The sequence below is a fragment of the Micromonospora sp. AKA38 genome (assembly GCF_027925725.1).
GTDB lineage: Bacteria > Actinomycetota > Actinomycetes > Mycobacteriales > Micromonosporaceae > Micromonospora.
This window is the reverse complement of sequence record NZ_BNEI01000007.1, coordinates 638,778-657,231: the sequence shown is the minus strand read 5'-3', so window position 1 is coordinate 657,231 and position 18,454 is coordinate 638,778. Positions and strand designations below refer to the sequence as shown.

Below are 18,454 nucleotides of genomic sequence, written 5' to 3'. Positions count from 1 at the left end.
GCTCGACGACAAGGGCTGGGTACGCATGCAGACCGACCTCGACTTCACGCTGCGCGGCGCGTCCGCGCTCGGTGCCGCGTTGGCCGCCCTCCAGACCAATCTGCGTGAACGCGTCCTGGCGCGCAGCGGCTGCGCCACGCTGGCTGAGCTGTTCGCCCTGACCGACGTGCGCGCTCCGGCATCCGCTCCGGCGGCCGGGCCGACCGGGTCGATGGAGGCGCGCGTGGTCAGCGCCTACCGGGCGCTCGCCGACGAGCCGGGGGCCTGGGTGAGCCTGCGCCGGCTGCGCCCGTTCTTCGCCGACGTGTCGCGGGAGCACCTGGACGAGGCGCTGCGCGGGCTCAGCCGGAGCGACGGCGTGAGCATCGCACCGGAGTCGAACCAGAAGACGCTCACCGAGGCGGACCACGTGGCGGCGCTGCGACTCGGCGGGCAGGAGAACCACCTGCTGGCGATCGGCGTGTGATGGACGAGGCGGAACGGGCCGCGCTGGCAGCGCTGCGGTTCGACTGGGCGCCGGTGCCCGACGACGTGTGGCGCCCGCTGCCCTTCCACGTCGACGGCCTGCACCTCCCGGTCGTCCGGGACGTCCTCGCCGGCGTGGACGAGGCCGCGTCGAACCCGCACGGCAGCCCGCTCGGCCTGGTCGTCCAGGGTCAGCGGGGGTCCGGCAAGACCCACCTGCTGGGCGTGATCCGCGAGCGGGTGCAGGAGCGGGGCGGCTACTTCTTCCTGGTCGGCCTGCTCGACGCCGAAAGCTTCTGGGACGGGGTGCTCGCCGCGATGCTGGACGGCCTGGCCCGGCCGGTGCCCGGTAGCCCGGAGACGCAGCTCAAGCTGCTGCTGCGGCGCCTGTCGGCGCTGGTGGGCGCGCCCCGGACGGCCCGCCGGGCGGTGATGGGCGACACCGAACTCACCCGCGCCGCACTCGACGCGTTCCTGGAGGGGCTTGGCGACTTCGACAGGCACGCGGCCCGTACCTGCCAGGAGACGGCGCGGGCGCTCGCGCTGAGCGCCTCCGAGAACATCTCCCACCGGGACGTCGCGGAGAACTACTTCCTCTCCGGCGAGGAGATGACGCCCGGTGAACGCGCGGCCTGGGGGATGCGTCGGGTGCCGCGCCCGGCCCAGCAGATCGTGCAGGACCTGTCCTGGCTGCTGGCGCTCACCGGCCCGTCCGTGGTGGCGATCGACCAGATCGACACGCTGATCGCCCAGTTGGCGATCCAGAGCGACCCGGCCGTGGTGGGCGCCGCGATGAGCCCGGAGCAGGCGCTGACGCTGGCCCGGATGGCGGACGGCCTGATGTCGCTGCGCCAGACGACGCGGCGCACGCTGACCGTGCTCGCCTGCATCCCGAACTCGTGGACCATCATCCGGTCCACCGCCGCCGACACGGTGGCCGACCGGTTCCGGGAGACGCCGATGCTGCGCCGCATCGACGACGCCGACCTGGGCCGGGCGATCGTCGAGAAGCGGTTCGCGCTGCGCTACCAGGGGGTCGGATTCTCCCCGCCGTACCCCTCGTGGCCGGTGTCCCCGCGCGCCTTCGCCGGGGCCGGATCGTTCACCCCGCGCCAGTTGCTGATCGAGATTGACGGGCACATCCGGGCCTGCCTCGCCGACGACGAGGTCCGGGAGATGACCGGCCTGGGCGAACCGTCCGCCGCGTCGTCCCGGGTGCCCCGGCCCACTCCGGCGACGGCCACCGCCGAGGAGACGGACCGCTACGACGCCCGCTTCGCGGAGCTGCGAGCAGCCGCGGACCTCGTCGCGCCGCGCGATCGGGCGTCGGAGGACGGGACGATGCCGGCACTGCTGACCGCCGGGCTCACCGCCTGGATCCTGGAACGCGGCGACGCCGGGGCGGCGTTCAGCGTCGATCCGCCGCCGAGCACGGACCCGCCGCTGCACGCCCGGCTGCGCCTGACGCTGAACGAGCACACCGAGGACCAGGTGCACTGGTGTTTCCGGGCAATCAGCGACAACCACCACGGCAACGCGGCGCTGGCCCGGCTCCGCAAGGCGAGCGTGGCGTCGGCCCTGGACACCGGGCTGACGAAACGCAAACTGTTCCTGCTGCGCAACCGCGACTGGTCGACCAGCGCGGCCACCCGTAGGACGCTCGACGCGTTCCACGCGGCGGGCGGCCGGACGATCGGCCTGGACGACGAGGACCTGCGGACCCTCTCGGCGCTTCGGGTGATGCTCGCCGAGACCACCATGGACCTGCGAGGCTGGCTGGCGGAGCGGCGTCCGACCCGGAGCCTGGCGTTCCTGCGGCACGCGCTGGCGGACGTCGACGGGTGGACGGCGGCCGGCGGACCGCCACCGGCGCCCGCATCGACCCGGCCCGCGACCCGGCCCACGCCGCCCTCGGCCGCGAGCGGTCCCACGGCGGCGACCGGGTCGGCGTTCGTGGTGGGACACGGGTACGACGACGACGCGCCGGTCCCGCTGGCCCTGGAAGCGCTCCGGAAACACGCCACGATCTTCGCCGGCTCCGGGTCGGGCAAGACCGTGCTCATCCGCCGCATCGTCGAGGAGTGCGCCCTCGCGGGTGTCTCCGCCATCGTGCTCGACCCCAACAACGACCTCGCCCGGCTCGGGGAGGCGTGGCCCGACCCGCCGCCGCAGTGGCGGCCGGGTGACGCGGACCGGGCGGCGGACTACCTGGCCCACACCGACGTGGTGGTCTGGACGCCGCGCCGCAGCTCGGGCCGTCCGCTGAGCTTCCAGCCGCTGCCCGACTTCACCAGCGTGCGCGACGACCCGGACGAGTTCGGCGAAGCCGTCGAGGCGGCTGTCGTGGCGCTCGCGCCACGCGCCATGGTCACCGGACGGGCCACCCGGGCGCACCTGGGGCTGGCGGTGCTGCGCAAGGCCGTCGAGCACTACGGCCGGCGCGGCGGTTCCCGGTTGAAGGGCCTCGTCGACACGCTCGCCGACCTGCCGGACGGGATCATCCACCTGGAGGACGCCGACAAGATCGGTCTCGGCCTCGCCCAGACGCTCACCGCCGCCATGGTGAACGACCCGCTCTTCGGCGGCGAGGGCACACCGATGGACCCCGGTGTGCTGCTCACCCCCGCCGCCGGCAAGCGGTCCCGGGTCTCGGTCGTCAGCCTGGTGGGGCTGCCGTCCGACGACGTCCGCCAGAGTTTCGTCAACCAGCTCCAGATGGCGTTGTTCGCCTGGATCAAGAAGCACCCGGCCGGTGACCGGCCGCTGCTGGGGCTGCTCGTGATGGACGAGGCGCAGACGTTCGCCCCGTCGGGGGCGATGACCGCCTGCACCCAGAGCACGCTGGCGCTGGCCGCCCAGGCCCGCAAGTACGGGCTCGGGTTGATCTTCGCCACGCAGGCGCCGAAGGGGCTGCACAACCGCATCCCCGGCAACGCGGCGACCCAGGTGTACGGCCTGATGAACAGCCCCATCCAGATCGAGGCGGCTCGCGAGATGGCCCGGGCCAAGGGCGGGGACGTGCCGGACATCTCCCGGCTGACGGTGGGCGAGTTCTATCTCGCCGCCGAGGGCGCCGCGCCGCGGAAGATCCGCACGCCGCTGTCGTTGAGCCACCACCCGCGCAGCCCGCTCACGGTCGAAGAGGTGCTGGACCGGGCGCGCGGGACCGGTCGTGGTGGTTGATCGGTAGCCGAGAGTGACGGAAAGCTGCGCGCAAATTGCCCCCATGGGATTGTCATGACCACTTTGCGCAGCGTTCCGATGAGATGACTTTGTGCTGTATGCGCTGCCAGAAGCCTTGATCATCGATCTTCGAGAACATTGTGGACGCGGAGGCGTCTACATCCGCTGCCCGCCACGGATAGTAATTGGCGACCGAAGGGGGCAGGGGAACGATGAACGAAGCGCTGGCGGAACCGCTCACCGGCTATCAGGTGATGGCCGTGGCTGTGGCCGTCGCGGGGGCAGCGGCCGGACTGGTGCGCGCGTGGGTCGCGTACCGGGCACGCATACAGGAGGAACGCGAGGCGACGACACGTACCACAGCCCGGGTCACCTGGTTGATCAGGCTCGCGGAGACCGACCACGACATGGTGCGGATCGTGGAGCGCGACCGCGACGGGCACCGCGAGGTGGAGCTGGGTGGCCGCGGCGTGGCGAAGGCCGAGGCCGTCGAGGAGGCGGCGTGATGGAGTTCGAGGGCACCGCCGTCCTGACGACGGACCAGGCCGACCGCGAGACGGCACGGAAGGCTGAGGCCGCTCGCGTGAAGGCCGCGCACGACCAGGAGTTCGCCGTGTTCGCCGAGGCCTCCTACCACCAGGTCGAGCGGATCCTCAGGTCGGCGTGCCGGGACCGCGAGGTGGTCGAGGACGCGCTCAACGAGGCGTACCTGCACGGGCGGGTCAAGTGGTCCGAGCTGCGGGCCCACGACCGGCCGATCGGCTGGATCGTGGTCACCGCGCGGTTCAAGATCATGAAGGACCGTCAGCGGTGTCAGCGGGAGGCCGCGATGGCCCCGGAGGACCTGCCGCCGGTGCCGCGCTCGAACATCGCCGACGTGTGGGAGGCGCAGGAGACGCTGCGGGGCTGGTTGCACCAGCTCCCGACGCGGCACGCCGAGGTGTTCCAGATGGCGCAGGAGGGATTCTCCAACCAGGAGATCGCCCGCATCCTCGGGCTGACCGAGAACAGCGTCCGCTCCTACAAGGTGGCCGCCCGGCGAGGGCTGCGCGAGTTGGCCGAGGAGGCCGGCTACACCGGCCCGGACGGTCACCGGCGGCAGGGGGAGAGCCGTGGATCTCGATGACATCCTGGCCCTGGCCGAGACCACGCCCAGCCCGCTGGAACTCGCCCGGGCGCGGCGGGTCGCGCGCGCCGCGCAGAGCCAGTACGACGTTTCACTCGCCGAGGGCTACAAGATCCTGGTCGACGCCGACCTCGTCGACCCGTTGACCTGCGACGCAGACGAGGCGGCCCGGGTCGCGCGCGCCGCCCAACTGTCGAAGTTGGGCACCGTCACCTGGACGGCCGGTGGGACCGAGGGCGTCGGGCGGATCTTCTGGTCGGACGAGATGGCGCGGATCTTCGGGCACGCGCCAGGAACGTTCCGGCTCACCCCCGACACGCTTCTCGGCCTCGTGCATCCCGGGGACGCGGGGCGGGTCCGTGCGGCGGTCCGGGCCGTATGGGAGCGGAAGCGTCCCGGCGAGGTCGGCTTCCGGGTGATCCGCCCCGGCGGCAGCATCCGCCACGTGCACTGCCACCTGGAGATCACGACCGACCAGGGCGAGCCGTCCGGAATCGTCGCCACCGGTGAGGACGTCACCACGCTCGAACTCGCCCGGCGCGAACGTCGCCGGCTCGCCGTCCGCAGCCGCATGCTCTGCGCCGACCCGGCCGCGCGGGACGCCCTCACCGGGCTGGCGACCCGCGGCTACGTCATCGACAAGGTCGATCGGGCCCGCCGCACCACCGGTGGCGCCGTCGTCGTCGTGGCGACCGAACCCGCCACCCGGCTGCCGGAGGCACTCACCGACGAGGACCGCGACCAGCTGACCGCGGCGGTCGCCCGTCTCCTGCGTACGGTCGTCGGGAGCGAGCTGACGGGGGGCCTGGTCGGCTCCGGCCTGTGGGGAGTGCTCCTCACGCCGGCGGGGGACGACGCCGAGCGCCTGGCGGCTCGGATCGTCGAGCGGTTCCGGAACCACCTGTTCAGCGTCCGGCAGAAGACGGTGCGACTCAACACCTCGGCGGGCGTGGTGCATTTCGGCGGTGGGATCAGTGCGAGCGGATTCGACCTGCTCGTCGACGGCGAGCACGCGGCCCGCGACGCCCGCCGCAACGCGGCCTCCATCACCGTGCTCGACCAGCCGGTCGCCGACGGCGAGCGGGCGGACCGGTGCCGTTCCCGGGTGCGGCACGCGGTCTCGGCGAACAGATTCGCCCTGTACGCGCAGCCCATCGTCGATCTCCAGCTCAACCAGGTCACCCGCCACGAGATCCTGCTGCGGGTGCGGAGTGACACCGGTGAGCCGGTCGCACCCTGGGCCTTCCTCGACATGGCCGAGCGGGTCGGGGAGATCCTCACGGTGGACAAGTGGGTCGTCGACCACGCCCTGGAGTTGATCGGCCGGGGTGCCCAGACCTCCCACTACCAGGTCAACCTCTCCGGCAGGTCGCTCGCCGACCCGGGGCTGCTCGCCTTCGTGACCGAGGCGATCGACCGGCACGGCGTCAAGCCGGAGTGTCTGACGTTCGAGATCACCGAGACCGCCCTCATCGAGAACCGGAACGAGGCGCTGGCCTTCGCGACGGGGATCAGAGAGGTCGGCTGCCACCTGGCACTTGACGACTTCGGCACCGGCTACAGCACGCTCACCCATCTGAAGCAACTCCCGGTGGACCTCGTCAAGATCGACGGGACGTTCATCGTCGACCTCTGCCAGTCGCCGGCAAGTCAGGCCCTGGTGTCCATGCTGGTCAAGCTCTGTGAGGCGCTCGGCATCCGGGTCGCCGCCGAGTACGTCCAGGACGAGCAGACCATCGAGCTGCTGCGGAACCTCGGGGTCGACTTCGCCCAGGGTTACCGGACCGGACGACCCGAGCCGATAACCGTCAGCCGGACGGAGGCGCAGACGGTGGAGCTGGAACTGCGGTTCCCGCCGCAGTACACCGCGCTCGGCTGATCGTCGTCGGGCGCGGTGCGAGCCGCGGTCCGGACGAGTTGACGGATCTCGGTCGGTCCCCGCATCGCCTGACGCGGGGCACCCGGGGACTGGAAGTTTCGGCGACTGTGCCGAGCCAGCTTCTGGGCTCATTGACGTTGACCGATCAACATGTCGCGAGTATGTTGCGGTGAAGTTACCGGTAGTCTTCCGGAAGTTTCGGGGCCGGTGACCCGGACCGCGCACCACCGTCCCGGTGGTGTCCCCGCCAGGTGCGCGGTCCGTGCACACAGCCTTGCGCATCCTCATCCGATATGTAGAGGAGTGTCATGAAACGTCTACTAAGGCGTGGCCCCTACCGCCTGCTGCTGGCCGCCACCGCCGGCTCGCTGGCCCTGGCCGGGGCCGCACTTGTGGTGCCCGGCCCGGCCCAGGCCGCCAGCACGCTGGGCGCCGCCGCCGCGCAGTCGGGCCGCTACTTCGGCACCGCCATCGCGGCGAGCCGGTTGAACGACTCGACGTACAGCACCATCGCGGCGCGTGAGTTCAACATGATCACGGCCGAGAACGAGATGAAGCCGGACGCGACGGAGCCGAACCAGAACCAGTTCAACTTCAACTCCGGTGACCAGATCTACAACTGGGCCACCCAGCGTGGCCTGAAGGTGCGCGGTCACACGCTGGCCTGGCACGCCCAGCAGCCCGGCTGGATGCAGAACATGCAGGGCAGCACGCTGCGCAACGCGATGATCAACCACATCAACGGTGTGATGGCCCACTACAAGGGCAAGCTCGCCGCGTGGGACGTGGTGAACGAGGCGTTCAACGAGGACGGCAGCCGCCGTAACTCCAACCTCCAGGGCACCGGCAACGACTGGATCGAGGTGGCGTTCCGCACCGCGCGGGCGGCCGACCCGTCGGTGAAGCTCTGCTACAACGACTACAACATCGAGAACTGGTCGTACGGCAAGACGCAGGGTGTCTACCGGATGATCCAGGACTTCAAGTCCCGGGGCGTGCCGATCGACTGCGTCGGTCTCCAGACCCACTTCACCGGCGGCAGCTCGCTGCCGAGCAACTTCCAGACCACGCTGTCCAGCTTCGCCGCGCTCGGCGTGGACGTGGCGCTCACCGAGGTCGACGTCACCAACTCGTCGACCTCGCAGTACCAGGGTCTGACCCAGGCGTGCCTGAACGTGCCGCGTTGCATCGGCATCACCGTGTGGGGCGTGCGCGACAGTGACTCGTGGCGCTCCAACGAGAACCCGCTGCTGTTCGACGGCGGCGGCAACAAGAAGGCCGCGTACACCTCGGTCCTGAACGCGCTCAACGCGGACGGCCCCGGGCCGACCACCTCGCCGACCGCGACGCCGACCTCCGGGCCGACCACGCCGCCGCCGTCCGGCGGCGCCAGCCGGATCGTCGGCAGCCAGTCCGGCCGGTGCGTCGACGTGCCCAACTCGTCGCAGACCAACGGCACCCGGGTGCAGCTCTACGACTGCCACGGCCAGACCAACCAGCAGTGGACGTACACCAGCAGCAAGCAACTGACCATCTACGGTGGCAGCCGCTGCCTGGACGCGGCCGGCTCCGGCAACGGCGCGGCGGTCCAGATCTACGCCTGCAACGGGCAGGCCAACCAGCAGTGGAACGTCAACTCCAACGGCACCATCAGCGGCGTGCAGTCCGGCCGCTGCCTCGACGTCTGGGGCACCGCCAACGGCCAGCAGGTCCAGCTCTACGACTGCAACGGCCAGGCCAACCAGCAGTTCCGGCTCGTCGCCAACTGACCGACAGGCGGTGGCTCACCGTGGTGACGGTGGGCCACCCGCAGTCGTCGGGCAGGTCGTCGTCCTCGCAGGTGCGGCCGTGCGCCATCAGGTCGCGGAAATCCGCCATCTTGTGCCGCATCACCCGCAGGTCCTCGTCCAGCTCGGCGCGGCGGCGGTGCAGCCGTTCCTCCTGCTCCTGAAGGATCCGCAGCCGCTGCGCGGAGTGCTCCGGGTGCCGGGGCCGAGCGCCACGAAATGGCCCGGCGGGGCGTCCGCGGTCAGCGCCTCGGCCGCGTGCAGGTCGGTGTGGCAGACCCCGCACCAGGTGACGCGGACCGCGAGGTCGTCCGGGCGCAGAGCCCGGCGTTCGAACGTGTACGGCGTCCAGCTTCCGCCGGGCGACGTCAGTGCCATGCCTGTCGTCTGTGCCATGGCGGCGACGCCAGGCGCTGGAGTTCGCTCCAGCGCAAGCCTCCGCTCAGCCGGCGGTCTCCAGCGTCGACCCGATCGTGGCGAAGCCGCCGCCGGTGCGGGCGGTGTCGGCGATGGCGGTGAGCACCTCCAGCACGTGCAGCCCGCGGTTGCCCGTCGCCTGCGCCGGTCTTCCGGTCCGGATGGCCTCGGCCATGTCCACCAGCCCCATCCCCATGAACCCGTCGGACCCCCGCGGGCCGGGGAGCACCTCGACGAAGTCGGTGCCCGGCCCCTTCAGCAGCACCGGGCCACCCCACGAGTTGGCCTGCGCGGCGACGATGGTGCCCTCGGTGCCGTGGATCTCCAGGTGCGGCGTACGCGTCGCCGCGACGTCGAAGCTGGTCACCAGCGTGCCCAGCGCCCCGCCGGCGAACTCCAGCACGGTGTTGATGTGGGTGAGGGTCTCCACCCGGAAGGTCGACCCGGCGCGGGGCCCGGTCAGCACCTCCCGCTGCGCCCGCGCCGTGCCGCCCAGCGCCCCCACCCGGACGACGGGACCCATCAGCGCGGTCAGCACCGTGAGGTAGTACGGCCCGATGTCGAACAGCGGGCCGGCGCCCTCCTGGTAGAGGAACTCGGGCTCCGGGTGGAACCGCTCCGGCCCGGGATTCATCATCGCGGCGGCCACCGAGGTCGGCGTGCCGATCGCGCCCCGGGCGACGAGCGCCGCACAGGTCCGCGCCCCGACGCCCAGGAACGTGTCCGGCGCGGTGCCGACCCGTAACGACCGGGCCCGCGCGGCGTCGAGGACGCGGCGAGCGTCGGTCATGGTGGTGGCCAGCGGCTTCTCCGTGTAGACGTGCTTGCCGTGCGCCAGCGCGCGCAGGCTCACCTCGGCGTGCGCCCGGGGCGGGGTGAGGTTGAGCACCAGGTCGAGACCCGGATCCGCCAGCAGGTCGTCGACCGGGAGCACCGCCGGCACCCGGTGGGCGGCGGCGAGCGCCCGGGCCCGCGCCGGGTCGGCGTCGGCGCAGGCGGCGACCGTGACGGCCGGCTGGCCGGCCAGGTTGGCGAGGTACCGGGAACTGACGTTGCCGCATCCCACCACGCCGACCCGGACCGGTCCCCGTGCGTCGGCCATGTCAGGAGAGCCTGATCTCTCGACCGGTCCGCGCTGACTCGTAGATCCCGTCGAGCATGCGCATCACCTCCGCGCCGTGCGAGACGGGCGCGACCTCCTCGGCCTCGCCGAGGCAGAGCGCGACGAAGTGCGCGATCTCGTTGGCGAACCCCTCGGCGAAGTCGAACGACAGATGGTCGATCTGGGGTGCCACGTTCAGCACAGTGTCCTGCATCTCGGTGGCGATGCGCAGCGCCGGTTCGAGTTCCGCGCCGCCGCGCTCGCCGAAGACCGCCACTTCGAGGCGGTCCTCCAGCGCGTGCAGCGAGTAGCTGGTCTCCAGCATCAACGACGCGCCGTTGTCGAACCGGATCAGCGCGGCGGCGAAGTCCTCCACGTCGCTGCGCGTCGGGTCGTAGTCGGCGACCTTGTAGCGCGACAGCGAGGTGACGTTCGCCCGGTTGCCGAGCGGCGAGTGGGTGACCGCGCTGACGGTGACCGCCCGCGGCGTGCCCATGAAGTACCAGCAGAGGTCCAGGACGTGCACGCCGATGTCGATGAGCGGCCCGCCGCCGGACCGCGCCCGGTCGGCGAACCAGCCACCCGGGTTGCCGAGCCGTCGGATGTTCGTCGCCCGCGCGTGGTAGACGTCGCCCAGCATCCCGGCGTCGACGAACGACCTGAGCACCAGCGCGTTCGCGCCGAACCGCCGGACGAAACCGACCTGGAGATGGCGGTCGTTGCGCGCGACCGCGTCGACGAGCGCCTGCGCCTCCCCGGCGGTACGACTCAACGGCTTCTCCACCAGGACGTGCTTGCCGGCGTCCAGCGCCGCGGTGGCGATCTCCGCGTGGGTGTCGTTCCAGGTGCAGATGCTCACCGCGTCGATCTCCGGATCGGCGAGCAGGCCGTCGAGCGTGGGATGGACGCGGGTCACGCCGAACGTCTCCGCCTTCTGCGCGCTCCGCTCCTGGTTGACGTCGAACACGCCGGCGAGATGGACGTCCGGGTTGGCGGCGTACGCGCCCAGGTGCATGTCCGCGATGCTGCCGACGCCGATCACGCCCACGCCGAGCCGGCTCATGAGGGGGCCCCCGCCTCGGCGAAGAGCCGCTTCGCGTTGGCCAGGCCGATCGGGTTCGCCATCAGGCACTCCTCGATGCCCTCGAACTCGATGGAGACGAAACCGTCATAGCCGGCGTCGAGGATCCCCCGCACGATCCGGCGCATGTCCAGGTCGCCGTAGCCGACGATGGAGCCGAGCAGGTACGTGCCGCCGGGGGTGTGGTGCCAGCCGTCGCCGGGGAACTGCGAGCGGACGTAGAAGTCCTTCAGGTGCACGATGCTGGCGTACGGCGCGTTGCCGGCGACCGCCACCACCGGGTTGTCGTCCACCGACATGAAGTTGCCGACGTCGAGCGTGGTCTTGAAGTTCGGCTCGTCGACCAGGTGGATGAGCCGTCGGACCCGCTCGCCGCCGTTCATCAGCAGCCCGTGGTTCTCCACGCTGGTGGTGATGCCGTACTGCGCGGCGTAGCGGGCGATCTCCTGGCACGCCTCGACCATGCGGGGCAGCAGCGCCTCGAACTCGGCGACGTCCCTGGCCCGGTGCGCCCACTTGGCGACGTCGTGGCGGAAGAGCGTGATGCCCAGCTCGGCGGCCACGTCGAGGTGCCGCTTGACCCGCTGCATGTGCCGGTCGGCGTCGGCGCCGAGCAGGTCGGCCGGGACGACCAGGTTGGACAGCGTGACGCCCTGGTCGGCGGCGCGGGTCTTGATCTCGCGTACGAGATCGGGGTCCTGGTCGAGGGTGGAGGTGTCGTTGGAGATCTCCGGGGAGAGCGACACGGTCGCGATCTCCATGTGGGTGGCGTCGCTGGCCGCGATCCAGTCGATGACCTCGAAGAGGCTCATCCGGCCGGTACGCAGGTGCTGGTAGAAGGAGTAGGAGCTGAAGCCGAATTGCACGATGTTTCCTTTTCCTAGAGGGCGGCGTACCGGCGGCGTCGTTCGGCCTGGCGGACCGGGTCGGGAATGGGGGACGCCATGAGGAGCCGGTTGGTGTAGGGATGCTCCGGCCGGGACGTGACCACGTCGCCGTCGCCGGTCTCGACGATCCGGCCCTTGAGCATCACCGCGACCCGGTGGCAGACGTAGCGGACCACCGACAGGTCGTGGGAGATGAAGAGATACGCGACGCCGGTCTTCTCCTGCACGTCGATGAGCAGGTCGAGGATGCGGGCCTGGGTGGACAGGTCGAGCGCGCTCACCGGCTCGTCGCAGACGATGAGCCGGGGTTTCAGCGCCAGGGCGCGCGCGATGGCGATGCGTTGCCGCTGCCCGCCGGAGAACTCGCGCGGATACCGGCGGCCGGCGTCCGCCTCCAGGCCGATCTGGCGCAGCAGCTCACCGATCCGCGCGGTGGCCTCGGCCCGGGCCACGCCCTGGGCCCGCAACGGCTCGGCGAGGATGGTCTCCACGGTCATGGCCGGGTTGAGCGACGAGTACGGATCCTGGAAGACGACCTGGATGTCGCGGCTCAACGCGCGGCGGGCGCGCCGGTTCGCGCGGGTGATGTCGACGCCGTCGAACGTGACCGTGCCGCCGGTGATCGGGGCGAGGCCCAGCACGGCACGGCCCAGCGTGGTCTTCCCGGAGCCGGACTCGCCGACCAGACCGACCGTCTCGCCCGCGCCGACCCGCATCGAGACGGCGTGCAGCGCGTGGAACGACGGGCGACGCCAGCCGGCGCCGCGGTAGACGACGTCGACGTCGCGGATGTCGAGCAGGGGCGTGCCGGTGTCGTCGGGGGCGCTCACGACCCCACCTCCTGGAGGTCGCCGCGCTCCCGCCGGGGCGGCGCGTCTTCGAGGGTCGCGTTCAGGAGCATGCGGGTGTACTCGTGTCGCGGGTTCGCGAAGAGGCCGGCGACCGGCTGCTGCTCGACGATGAGGCCGTCGCGCATGACCGCCACCCGGTCGCAGATGTCGGCGACCACACCCAGGTTGTGGGTGACCAGGACGAGCCCCATGTCGCGCTCGCGTTGCAGGCCGCGGAGGAGTTCGAGGACCTCGGCCTGGACCGTGACGTCGAGCGCGGTGGTCGGTTCGTCGGCGATGAGCAGCTCCGGGTCGCAGGAGACGGCACCGGCGATGAGCACACGCTGGGCCATGCCGCCGCTGAGCTGATGGGGATGGGCGGCGAGGGTACGCGGGGGGTCGGGGATGCCGACGCGGTCCAGCAGGTCGAGCGCCCGCGCGGTCGCGGCCTTCCGGGACAGGCCGAGCCGGTGCCGCATCGGTTTCGTGAGCTGGGCGCCGATCGTGAAGGACGGGTCGAGGTTCGACATCGGCTCCTGCGGCACGTACGCCATCCGGGTGCCGCGCAGCTTGCGCAGCTCGCTCTCGCGCAATCCCACGAGCGACTGCCCGTCCAGCGCGAGCTGCCGGGCGGAGACGGTGGCGTCGGGTGGCAGGAGCCCGAGGATCGCGAACGACGTCTGGGACTTCCCGGAGCCGGACTCCCCGACCAGGCCGAGGACCTCGCCGCGCGCGACGTGCAGCGACACGCCGCGTACCACCTCCTTAATGGTGCCGTCCTCCGCCACGTACCGGACCGCCAGGTCCTCGACGCGCAGGAGGGTGTCGGCGGGCGGCGCGTCGCCGAACGCGGCCCGGTCGGCCGGCGTCTCGCCGGTCTCGATCCGGTCGACCGGGGTGTCGCCGGTGCGGGCGGGGCGGGCCGCGCGCTTGGCCTTGCGCCGCAGGCTGATCCCGAGCGAGTCGGCGAGCGCGGTGCCGAAGAGCACCAGCGCCATGACCGTGAGGCCGATCGCCACGCCGGGCGCGATCACCAGCTCGGGGGCGCGGTGGAAGTTCTGGAACGCGTTGCTCAGCTCGCCGCCCCAGCTCGGGCGCTGCGGGTCACCGAAGCCGAGGAACTCCAGCCCGGACTGCACGATGATCGCCATGCCGAAGATGAACGAGGACCGCACGAGCACCGGCCCCAGCACGACGGAGAGCACGTGCCGGAAGATGATCCGGACGTCGGACAGCCCGGCGACGCGGGCGGCGTCGAAGTACAGCTCCTCGCGTACGCCGATCACGGCGCTCCGGGTCAGCCGGAAGATGTCCGGCGAGGCGAGCACCCCGAGCGTGATCATCGTGGGGGCGAGGCCGCTGCCGAGCGAGGCGATCACCACGATGATGATCAGGATCTCGGGCAGGGACATCAGCATGTTGAAGATCCAGCTAGACACCCCGTCGAACCACTTCGCGCGGTAGCCGGCGAGCAGGCCGGCGGGAATCCCGCACAGCAGCGCGACGGTCACCATGATCGCGCCGGCCTGGAGGCTCACCCGGCCGCCCCACAGCAGCCGACTGAGGATGTCCCGGCCGTTCCCGTCGGTGCCCAGCGGGTGGTCGCCGCTCGGCGGCCGGAGCGCCTCGGAGAGCACCACCAGGTTGGGGTCCTGCGGGGCGAGGAGCGGGGCGAGGACGCTCGCGGCGACGATGGCGAGCAGCACGGCGCCGGCCACCACGCCCATCGGGTTGCCGAGGAAGGCGCGGAGCCTTCTGGAGGTGCGGCCCGCACGGACCGTCGTGTCGGCGCTCATGCGTTGCGTACCTTCGGATTCAAAGCGGCGTAGAGGATGTCGACCGTCAGGTTGACGAGCACGACGACGAGCACGGTGAAGAGCAGGACGCCCATGATGACGGGGATGTCGCTGTTGCCCGAGGCGTTGATGGCGACCGCGCCGATGCCCTGGAGGCCGAACACCCGCTCGATGATGGCGGCGCCGCTCATCGCGGCGATGAACTGCAACGAGAGCATGGTCAACGCCGGCGGCGACGCGTTGCGCAGCACGTGCACCAGCAGGATGTGGCGTTGCGACAGGCCCCGGCTGCGGAGCGTCCGGACGTACGCCTGGCCGTTGACGGTGATCACGGAGTTGCGCAGTTGCTGGGCGATGGCGGCGATCGACCCGATCGACAGCGCGATGATCGGCAGGGTGATGGACCAGAGCCAGCCGCTGGGTGAGTCGCCCAGGTGGACGTAGCCGGTGGCGGGGAACCAGCCCAGCCGTACGGCGAAGACCAGCGCCAGGATGATCGCCACCCAGAAGTTCGGCAGGCTGAAGCCGAGCACCATGACCACCTGGAGCGCGCGGTCGAACGTCCCGGGCCGGGTCGCCGCGAGCAGCCCGAGGACGACGCCCAGGACGGCGGCCACCAGGACGGCGCCGAGCGCGAGGGACACGGTGACCGGCAGGCGCGAGACGATGAGGTCCATGACGTCGGCGTTCTGCGCGGACGAGACACCCAGATCGCCCCGCGCGACGTGTCCCAGCCAGTCCAGGTACTGCTGGACGACCGGCCGGTCGAGGCCGAGCTGCGCGCGCTTGACCGCGACCTGTTCCTCCGTGGCGTAGAGGCCGAGCGCGCCCCGGGCGGGGTCGGAGCCGGTGAGCATGAGGAAGAAGAACATCCCCGTCACCACCGTGAACGCCAACAGCAGGCCCGTGGCCAGTCGCCGGCCGATGAAGCCCAACATGCCTGCTACCTCCTAGCTGACCTGGGGTGGTCCGCCGGGTGGGCCGGTGGTGACCGGCCCACCCGGGGATCGACGGGCGGGTTACTTGGCCGGGGCGAAGAAGCGCAGGCTCGGCATGAGCTGTGCCTGCTGCATGGTCACGTCGATGTCCGGCTTGAACAGGTAGACGTTCTCCTGCGTGACGATCGGGGCGAACCAGGCCTGCTCCACCAGGTGGGTGTTCAGCTCCTTGTAGAGCGCCGCCTGCTTGTCGCCCTGCGCCGCGGGGATCTCCTTGAGCAGCCGGGTGACGGTGTCGTCGGTGTACTTGAAGTTGTTCCACAGCGACGTCGGGGTGAGCTTGTTCAGCACGTCCGTCCAGGCCGGGATGTTGGTGGAGAAGGAGAGCATGAACGCCGGCTGGCCCTTCAGGGTCTCCAGGCCGCCGTTGGCGAAGCCGTTGACCGGCACCTGCTCCACCGTGATGCCCACGTCGGACAGGTACTGCGCGACGATCGGCACCAGCGGGGACATGAAGCCCTCACTGAACGAGATCTTGATTTTGAAGCCGTTGCCGTAGCCCGCCGCCGCCAGCAGTTCCTTCGCCTTCGCCGGGTCGTACGGGTAGCGCTCGTTCAGCTCCGGCACCCACGCCTCGCTGGCCGGGTTGAACGTCTGCGTGGAGACCTGGCCGAACCCGCCGTAGTGGGTCTCCAGGATGGCCTTGCGGTCGAGCGCGTGGTTGATCGCCTGCCGCACCCGCACGTCGCCGAGCGCCGCCGACGCCTTGCCGGCCCGGTCCTGGAGGATGATGCCCTGCCACTCGCCGGGCACCGTCTTGACGGTGAGCCCGTCGGTCTTCGCCTTCGGCACCATGTCGGAGGTCCCGTACATGAACTGGATCTGACCGGTCGCGAGCGCGTTGTAGCGGGCGGTGAACTCCTCGTACGGACGGATCACCACGGTCTCGAACGGGAACGCCTCGCGGTTCCAGTAGCCCTCACGCGCGGTGAACTTGTAGCTGACGCCCTTCTCGGACGCGCCGGCGTCGAGCAGGTAGGGCCCGGAGCCGACCGGGGTGGTGGCGATGCCGCCCGCAGCGAGCGCCTTGGGGCTCACCATGTATCCCAGGTACGTCGCCAGGCCGGCGAGCAGGCCGGGGCTGGGCTCGCTGAGGTGCAGACGGACCGTCTTCGGGTCCACGACCTCGACCCGTTCGATCGCCCGGGCCGCCTCGGACGCGCTGCCGGCGCCCTTCTTCCGCGCCTCGATGTTGACCTTCACCGCCTCGCCGTCGAGTGCGGTGTCGTCGCTGAACGTGACGCCGTCGCGCAGCTTCAGCGTGAGTTCGGTGAGGTCGTCGTTGTACGCGTACTCGGAGGCGAGGTTGCCTTCGATCTTCGAGTCGGCGGTCTTGCGGAGCAGCGGGTCGTAGACGGCCTCCGCGTAGTGGATGACCGCGCCCTCCTTCATCTCCGCCGGGTCCCAGGTCAGGACGTCGCCGTTGTTGCCGAGGACGAGTTGGGCGGAGCCGGCCTCACTGGCCTGCCCGCCACCGCTACAACCGGCGAGGGCGAGAGCGACTGCGGCAAGCGCTGCCGTCAGCGTGCGGGGTAGTTGCACCATGTTCCCTTCTGTTGCTGCAAAGCCAGCGCCGGTCGGCGTCGGGTCAAGCGATTCCGAGCTGTTGGCTCATGACCATGGCGGTCGCGCCGCGCAGGACGATGTCGTCGCCCAGCTCGGAGAGCCGGAGGACGATGTCGCCGTGGACCTCGGTCAGGGCGCGCCGGCGGATGGTCTCCATCGCGGCCGTGGCCAGCGGCCCCTCCAGCACCCGGTGCGGTCCGCTGAGGACGATCTCGGAGATGTTGAGCGCGGCCACGATCGGTGCCAGCACGGAGCCGAGCGCCTCGCCCGCGACGGTCAGCACCCGGGCGCGCTCCGCGTCGGTGCGGGCCCCGGACAGGTCCTCCTGGATGCGCCGGGTCGACAGCCAGGTCTCCAGGCAGCCGGTCTTGCCGCACACGCAGGGTCGCTCGCTGCCGGCGTCCACGACCACGTGGCCGATCTCGCCGGCCGCGAACCGACTGCCCAGGATCGGGGTGCCACCGAGCAGCAGACCCGCCCCCACGCCGACGCCGACCCGGACGAGGAGCGTGTCCGCGGCGCTCTCGCCGTAGCTGCGTTCGGCGAGCGCGGTGGCGTTGGCGTCGTTGGACACGACCACCGGGCAGGCGAAACGCTCGCTGAGCAGCGCCTGGAGGTGGATGTCCTGCCAGCCCAGGTTGGGTGCGCTGAGGACGACGCCGCCGAGGTCCACGATGCCCGGCGTGCCGATGCCGATGCCGAGGAGCGGCGCGGTCACCTGCCGGTGTAGCGCCTCGACGAGACCGGTCACCTTCGCCAGGGCGTCGGCGCCGGTGCTGCCCTCGATCTCGACCTGCTGGCGGGCCACCACGGTGCCGCCGAGGTCAAGGACGGCCCCCCGGTAGAGCGTCGAGTGGCTCAGGTCCAGGGCGACGGTCTGGTAGGCGCGCTCGTTGAATTCGAGCATCATGGCCGGCTTGCCCGGCCGGGTCCCGGCCCGCGTGCCGACCTCGACCACGAGGTCGTCGGCGAGGAGGTCGCTCACCACGTCCGAGACGGAGACCCGCGTCAACCCGGTACGGCGCGCCAGATCCGCCCGGCTGTGCGGTCCTTCCCGGTACAGCATCCGCAGCAGCAGTTCCCGGTTGTGCACGCGTGCCTGCTCCGGGCGCACCTTCTCGCCGGTGCGGACCCGGGCCGGAACCTGGTCCCGTCGAAGGGTGCCCACCGCCTGTCCCGGCTGCTCGGGCGGCGTTGCTCCGGAGGTATCAATGCACGTCACCCGGTTAGTACAGGGGGCTAACAAACTCCGGGACAAGAACGCGGCTCGCCTTGATGCCAAGTCGTTATCTTCGCCCTGCGTTACCGTCAAGATCGAATAAGGTGGGCAAATGCCC

The 18,454-nt window shown here is 71.1% G+C and carries 15 protein-coding genes; 6 read left to right on the top strand and 9 right to left on the bottom strand.

From position 1 onward, the window contains the following. The 6 genes from TPA0908_RS30340 to TPA0908_RS30315 all read left to right on the top strand — a co-directional run. The coding region (locus tag TPA0908_RS30340) for a hypothetical protein (RefSeq protein ID WP_281943777.1) at positions 1-466 on the top strand (466 nt) is incomplete at its 5' end. Further along, entirely contained in the window at positions 466-3,648 is a 3,183-nt protein-coding gene (locus tag TPA0908_RS30335; RefSeq protein WP_281933469.1) for a helicase HerA domain-containing protein, read from the top strand. The genes TPA0908_RS30340 and TPA0908_RS30335, both read left to right, overlap by 1 nt. A gap of 212 nt (positions 3,649-3,860) precedes the next feature. Then, positions 3,861-4,154 (top strand): hypothetical protein, encoded by a 294-nt coding sequence (locus tag TPA0908_RS30330; RefSeq protein ID WP_281933467.1) that lies wholly within the window; start codon positions 3,861-3,863, stop codon positions 4,152-4,154. Further along, positions 4,154-4,774, top strand: a complete 621-nt coding sequence (locus TPA0908_RS30325) for an RNA polymerase sigma factor (protein WP_281934604.1) — start codon at positions 4,154-4,156, stop codon at positions 4,772-4,774. The genes TPA0908_RS30330 and TPA0908_RS30325 overlap by 1 nt, the downstream gene beginning before the upstream one ends. After that, positions 4,761-6,653 (top strand): EAL domain-containing protein, encoded by a 1,893-nt coding sequence (locus TPA0908_RS30320; protein ID WP_281933465.1) that lies wholly within the window; start codon positions 4,761-4,763, stop codon positions 6,651-6,653. The genes TPA0908_RS30325 and TPA0908_RS30320 overlap by 14 nt, the downstream gene beginning before the upstream one ends. A gap of 308 nt (positions 6,654-6,961) precedes the next feature. Then, positions 6,962-8,422, top strand: coding sequence for an endo-1,4-beta-xylanase (locus TPA0908_RS30315; RefSeq protein WP_281934682.1), 1,461 nt, complete (start codon positions 6,962-6,964; stop codon positions 8,420-8,422). 120 nt (positions 8,423-8,542) lie between these two features. Here TPA0908_RS30315 and TPA0908_RS30310 read toward each other — a convergent pair whose 3' ends face one another. From TPA0908_RS30310 to TPA0908_RS30270, 9 genes are all read right to left on the bottom strand, one after another. Next, complete coding sequence (locus tag TPA0908_RS30310; protein WP_281933464.1) at positions 8,543-8,836, bottom strand: alcohol dehydrogenase catalytic domain-containing protein; 294 nt, start codon at positions 8,834-8,836, stop codon at positions 8,543-8,545. A 46-nt stretch (positions 8,837-8,882) separates the two neighbouring features. Beyond that, entirely contained in the window at positions 8,883-9,959 is a 1,077-nt protein-coding gene (locus TPA0908_RS30305; RefSeq protein ID WP_281933463.1) for a Gfo/Idh/MocA family protein, read from the bottom strand. A 1-nt stretch (position 9,960) separates the two neighbouring features. Next, on the bottom strand, positions 9,961-11,022 hold the full coding sequence (locus tag TPA0908_RS30300) for a Gfo/Idh/MocA family protein (RefSeq protein WP_281933462.1): 1,062 nt from the start codon (positions 11,020-11,022) through the stop codon (positions 9,961-9,963). After that, positions 11,019-11,906 (bottom strand): sugar phosphate isomerase/epimerase family protein, encoded by an 888-nt coding sequence (locus TPA0908_RS30295; RefSeq protein WP_281933460.1) that lies wholly within the window; start codon positions 11,904-11,906, stop codon positions 11,019-11,021. The genes TPA0908_RS30300 and TPA0908_RS30295 overlap by 4 nt, the downstream gene beginning before the upstream one ends. Before the next feature lie 14 nt (positions 11,907-11,920). Further along, a complete protein-coding gene (locus TPA0908_RS30290) occupies positions 11,921-12,757 on the bottom strand; it encodes an ATP-binding cassette domain-containing protein (protein ID WP_281933458.1) in 837 nt (278 codons plus the stop codon). Continuing rightward, positions 12,754-14,553 (bottom strand): dipeptide/oligopeptide/nickel ABC transporter permease/ATP-binding protein, encoded by a 1,800-nt coding sequence (locus tag TPA0908_RS30285; RefSeq protein WP_281933457.1) that lies wholly within the window; start codon positions 14,551-14,553, stop codon positions 12,754-12,756. The genes TPA0908_RS30290 and TPA0908_RS30285 overlap by 4 nt, the downstream gene beginning before the upstream one ends. Next, positions 14,550-15,491 carry an ABC transporter permease gene (locus TPA0908_RS30280; protein WP_107157937.1) on the bottom strand — a complete coding sequence of 314 codons (942 nt, stop codon included), beginning with the start codon at positions 15,489-15,491 and terminating at the stop codon, positions 14,550-14,552. Before TPA0908_RS30280 ends, TPA0908_RS30285 begins: the two co-directional genes overlap by 4 nt. Positions 15,492-15,572: 81 nt before the next feature. Beyond that, positions 15,573-17,096, bottom strand: coding sequence for an ABC transporter substrate-binding protein (locus TPA0908_RS30275; RefSeq protein WP_281933455.1), 1,524 nt, complete (start codon positions 17,094-17,096; stop codon positions 15,573-15,575). A gap of 43 nt (positions 17,097-17,139) precedes the next feature. Then, the gene (locus TPA0908_RS30270) at positions 17,140-18,285 is read right to left on the bottom strand and encodes an ROK family transcriptional regulator (protein WP_281943774.1); all 1,146 of its coding nucleotides are present in this window, start codon (positions 18,283-18,285) and stop codon (positions 17,140-17,142) included. Between the last annotated feature and the right edge of the window lie 169 nt (positions 18,286-18,454).

Bases quoted from the DNA above. Each gene is read 5' to 3' on its own strand.
- TPA0908_RS30335 (WP_281933469.1), top strand. From the start codon at position 466: ATGGACGAGGCGGAACGGGCCGCGCTGGCAGCGCTGCGGTTCGACTGG.
- TPA0908_RS30330 (WP_281933467.1), top strand. From the start codon at position 3,861: ATGAACGAAGCGCTGGCGGAACCGCTCACCGGCTATCAGGTGATGGCC.
- TPA0908_RS30325 (WP_281934604.1), top strand. From the start codon at position 4,154: ATGGAGTTCGAGGGCACCGCCGTCCTGACGACGGACCAGGCCGACCGC.
- TPA0908_RS30315 (WP_281934682.1), top strand. From the start codon at position 6,962: ATGAAACGTCTACTAAGGCGTGGCCCCTACCGCCTGCTGCTGGCCGCC.
- TPA0908_RS30310 (WP_281933464.1), bottom strand. From the start codon at position 8,836: ATGGCACAGACGACAGGCATGGCACTGACGTCGCCCGGCGGAAGCTGG.
- TPA0908_RS30305 (WP_281933463.1), bottom strand. From the start codon at position 9,959: ATGGCCGACGCACGGGGACCGGTCCGGGTCGGCGTGGTGGGATGCGGC.
- TPA0908_RS30300 (WP_281933462.1), bottom strand. From the start codon at position 11,022: ATGAGCCGGCTCGGCGTGGGCGTGATCGGCGTCGGCAGCATCGCGGAC.
- TPA0908_RS30285 (WP_281933457.1), bottom strand. From the start codon at position 14,553: ATGAGCGCCGACACGACGGTCCGTGCGGGCCGCACCTCCAGAAGGCTC.
- TPA0908_RS30280 (WP_107157937.1), bottom strand. From the start codon at position 15,491: ATGTTGGGCTTCATCGGCCGGCGACTGGCCACGGGCCTGCTGTTGGCG.
- TPA0908_RS30275 (WP_281933455.1), bottom strand. From the start codon at position 17,096: ATGGTGCAACTACCCCGCACGCTGACGGCAGCGCTTGCCGCAGTCGCT.